This is a genomic window from uncultured Tessaracoccus sp. (genome assembly GCF_947255005.1).
In the GTDB taxonomy this organism is placed as follows: Bacteria; Actinomycetota; Actinomycetes; order Propionibacteriales; family Propionibacteriaceae; genus Arachnia.
Map to the genome: position 1 here is coordinate 1 of NZ_CAMYFI010000108.1, position 4,104 is coordinate 4,104.

Genomic DNA, 4,104 nt, shown 5'->3' on the forward strand with positions numbered 1-4,104 from the left:
GGGGGAGGGCGGCTCGCTCGGGGAGGTGGGTGTGAGTTGGCATCCGGCGAGCAGGAGCGCTGCGACGGCGACTACGAGCGGACGGAAAATCACCGGGTCAGTCTATCTCCGCACGGGTTCCCCAACCGGAGCGATCCTGGGGGTCACGGCCGCGCAGCCGGTCGATCTGGCGGCGGTCGCGTTTCGTGGGACGCCCAGCGCCGCGATCACGGCGCGCCTGCGGGGCGCTCAGGTAGGCCGGGCGTGGCGGGGAATGGTCGATGTAGCAGGTAACGGCTATCGGGGCGCCCACCCGCTTCGTGATGACTTTCGTCACCTCGAAGCGACGCTCCCAGCCGGGTTCACGGATGGTCACGATGTCGCCAGGTTTCACCGAGTGTGCCGGTTTTACGCTCTCGCCGTTGAGACGCACGTGCCCGCCGGAGACGGCCTTATTCGCGATCGACCTCGTCTTGGCGAGTCGCACGCACCACAGCCACACGTCGAGTCTTCCACCCGTCATGCGCGCAGAGTCTACCTGCACGTTGGGGTTTGGCGGGGGAGGGGTGGGCCGGCCCAGTGGCGCAGGCTGAGCGCAGGGCCATATCCTCAGGGGGCATGAGAGAGCTTCGGGCCGTGCGGCCGACCGTGAGGATTGTGTTAGCCCTGCTGCTGGCGACGCTGATCGCAGGCTTGGCGCAGCCGGCGCAGGCCGCGGACGAGCGGATTGAGTCGCTGGATGTGGAGTACGCCATCCAACCCGATGGCACCGTGCGCGTCACCACCACCATCGATTGGAACTTCGGAAAGTTGGGCATGCATGGCATCGACTGGGCGTTCCTCACCCGCGAGGAGTGGAGCGGTGACGACGACAAGGTCGTGCTGTCGCCGGTGAAGGACATCAAGGTGTCCAGCCCGACCGGTGCCCCGGCGACGTTCAGGGTTCGCACCGAGGAGAAGAAATGGCAGAAGTGGGCCAGGGTCATCGTGAACGAGGACGGGCCGACACTCGATAAGTCACGCCACACCTACGTCATCCAGCACACACAGGAGGGTGCGCTGCGCACGTTCGAAGGCAAACCGGAGCTCCATTGGGACGTCACCGGGGTTGATCTGCCGCCTATCGAGCAAGCGACGGTCAAGGTCACGGCACCCGGTGGGGTCACGGAGGCGATCTGCCATCCGCCCTCGGGCGTAGAGTGCACTGTCGACACCAAAGATGGGGCTGCGACGTTCAGCGCGCAGGCAGTGAGGGGCATTCTGACCATCTACGCCGGGCTCGTGCCTGGCCAGGTGGCGAACGCACAGCCCATCTTGGAACCGAAACCGAAGCTGGAAAACAACCCGGTCTTCAGATTTGTGCGCTCCAGTGTGCACTCCTTTGTGCACTCTCACCCCACGCCCTCCGGACTGATCCTGGCTGCGCTGGGGGTCGTGATCTCGGCGTGGGAATCGGTCAAACTGCGGTTTAGTGAACGCCCGAAGGACAAGCGTTACCTCAACGCTCCGCCCGGTGACATCGTCGATGGTGGCTCTGTCAGCACGACGCCGCTCGCCGGCGTCATTCCCGTGCGATTCGTCCCGCCTGAGGCCACGCTGGTCGAGGCCGGTATGGCCCTCAACCGACGCCTCACGGGGTCGGCCCTGGCGGCAACCATCGTCGCCGCGGTGCTGGATGGTGCCGTGAGCATCACGACGAAGCCTCGCAGCGTGCGAAGGAAGGACGTGGAGAAAGCGACGGGGGACGCCAGCGTGATTTTCAGCTACGCCGACTCCGCCTCTTCCCAGAAACGCACCGCGCGCAGCGCGTACCAGAAGATGATGGACGACCTGCGTCGCCGTGGACGCCGCGTGCTCGACCCACAACCGAAACCAGTCGTGAAAAACGGCCCCAAGAATGGCATCACACTCGCGGTCATTGCTGGCGCCGTTGCCGCGATGCTCCACTGGCTGGATGTCCCGCACTTGTACGTCGTGTTGCTTGGCGTGTTCGCCGCTGGGTTGCTGCTGGGCTGCATCATCTTCTGGATCATGGTGCCCAAATTCATCGTCCCTCGCACCGCACTTGGCACTGCTATTTTCGAGCAAACGGAAGGATTCCGGCAATACATTTCAAAGGCGGAATCCCACCAGCTGAACTTCGAAGCCGACCGCGACATCTACACCCGGTACCTGCCGTGGGCAGTGCTGTTCGGGCTCACCAATCGCTGGACGAAGTTCTGCAAGCAGCTCGCCCTCGATGGGAAGATCGACGACCCCGATCTCGGTTCCTCGCTCGACGATGGCGCACTGCGTGACCTTGAGCGCACGTCGCACCGCTTGGATAGGCGCGACCGCGACAGTCGACGGAGATACCAGGAGATGCCCATCAACACCGGATCCGGTTCGGCCAGCAGCTCTGGTCGCCGCGGCTCGAGCGGCAGCGGTGGTGGAGGCGTCAGCGGCGGAAGTCACTAGCCAGCAGGCACCTCGGGGCGTCGATGGTGCGAGCGCTTTGTAGGATTGCTTCGACTCAGTGAAGGAGAACCATGCTGCGCGAGACTATCGACGCCATCCGCCCCATCTCCGACGAGCACCTCGCCGCTGCACGTGAGCGACAAGACCAGCTCACCAAACCCGCAGGCAGCCTCGGTGTGCTGGAGGACGTGGGCAACCGTCTCGCGGCCATCGCGAGGCAGTGCCCGCCGCCGGTGCCACGGCGCGCCGTCGTCGGGGTATTCGCCGGTGATCACGGGGTGTGTGGGCAATCCGTCACCCCCTGGCCGCAGGAAGTGACCGTCCAGATGCTGCTCAACATGGCCTCGGGCGGCGCGGCCATCTCCGTGCTCTCCGACGAACTCGGCGCCTCGACGATCCTCACCGACGTTGGCGTCATGGGCGACTACCCGGCGCATCCCGGCATTCGCAACCGCAACGTCGCCAAGGGCACGGCCGACATGAGCATCGAACCCGCGATGACGCGAGCACAGGCTGAAGGCGCCCTCGAGGTGGGCATCCAGACCGCGCTGGAGGCCATCGACGGCGGCGCGGACATCCTGCTCACCGGCGACATGGGCATCGGCAACACCACTGCATCGAGCGCCCTCATCGCCGTGTTCACTGGGCAGCCGGTGGCAGACGTGACGGGGCGTGGCGGAGGCAGCGACGACGCCATGCTCGCCCACAAGATCGACGTGATCGAGCAGGCCATCGCCCGCCACGGTGCCAACGCCGACGATGCTCTCGGCGCGCTCGCCGCCGTCGGGGGGCTCGAACACGCGGCCATCGCCGGCTACATCCTCGGGGCGGCGTCGCGTGGGGTGCCCGTCGTGCTCGACGGGGTGATCGCCTGCTCGGCGGCACTCGTAGCCGTCGCACTGTGCGACGCGGCGCGCGGATACCTCATCGCCGGGCACGCGGGGCTCGAGCCCGGAATCCACGCCGCGCTCCACACGCTCGGCCTCACGCCGCTGGTCGACCTCGGCCTGAGGCTCGGAGAGGGCACCGGCGCCGTGCTCGCGCTGCCGCTGGTGCGTTCCGCCGCGCGTGTGCTCGGTGAGATGGCCACCTTCGCCGATGCAGGTGTGTCGCACTGATGGCTGACTACCGGGTCCACATTGACGACGCCGACGGCCTCGCCCGCCAACTCCTCGACGCACTCGCCGCGAGGGGGACCGTCGAGCCTGTGGGCGGAGCGTCCGGGCGGGTGCTCGTCGTGGGCGGGGCCCGCTCGGGGAAGTCCGCGTGGGCCGAGGCACAGTATGCCGACCGCGAGTGCGACTACGTCGCCACCTCCGCCACCCCCGAGGGTGACGCGGAATGGGCGGAGCGGGTGCGCATCCACCGCGAGCGTCGCCCGAGCACCTGGAACACGGTAGAAACCCTCGACGTGGCCGGCGTCCTCGCCACACCCGGCCCGCCCACGCTCGTCGACTGCCTGGCCGTGTGGACCACCCGCCAGCTCGACGAGGCCGGAGCCTGGGATAACGAGCCCGGCTGGCGCGAGAAGCTCGCCGCCGAACGCTCTCGCCTCATCGACGCGGTGCGCGCCACGCCGCGCGAGGTCATTCTCGTGAGCAATGAGGTGGGCTCGGGCGTGGTGCCAGCCACCTTCTCGGGGCGCGTCTTCCGCGACGAACTCGGACG

5 protein-coding genes are annotated in these 4,104 nt (G+C 67.2%); 3 read left to right on the forward strand and 2 right to left on the reverse strand.

Annotated features, from left to right (window positions below):
* Both Q0X61_RS13455 and Q0X61_RS12735 read right to left on the reverse strand, forming a co-directional pair.
* Nucleotides 1-93, reverse strand: a 93-nt coding sequence (locus Q0X61_RS13455; RefSeq protein ID WP_367270751.1) for a lipoprotein, incomplete at its 3' end; no start/stop codon positions are given.
* A gap of 4 nt (nt 94-97) precedes the next feature.
* Nucleotides 98-502: an RNA-binding S4 domain-containing protein gene (locus Q0X61_RS12735; RefSeq protein ID WP_297743206.1), complete on the reverse strand. Its 405-nt coding sequence runs from the start codon at nt 500-502 to the stop codon at nt 98-100.
* A gap of 95 nt (nt 503-597) precedes the next feature.
* Here Q0X61_RS12735 and Q0X61_RS12740 point away from each other — a divergent pair, with 95 nt between their 5' ends.
* From Q0X61_RS12740 to Q0X61_RS12750, 3 genes are all read left to right on the forward strand, one after another.
* Nucleotides 598-2,436 (forward strand): DUF2207 domain-containing protein, encoded by a 1,839-nt coding sequence (locus Q0X61_RS12740; RefSeq protein WP_297743208.1) that lies wholly within the window; start codon nt 598-600, stop codon nt 2,434-2,436.
* 71 nt (nt 2,437-2,507) lie between these two features.
* Nucleotides 2,508-3,554 (forward strand): nicotinate-nucleotide--dimethylbenzimidazole phosphoribosyltransferase, encoded by a 1,047-nt coding sequence (gene cobT, locus Q0X61_RS12745; RefSeq protein ID WP_297743210.1) that lies wholly within the window; start codon nt 2,508-2,510, stop codon nt 3,552-3,554.
* The coding region (locus Q0X61_RS12750) for a bifunctional adenosylcobinamide kinase/adenosylcobinamide-phosphate guanylyltransferase (protein WP_297743211.1) at nt 3,554-4,104 on the forward strand (551 nt) is incomplete at its 3' end. The genes cobT and Q0X61_RS12750, both read left to right, overlap by 1 nt.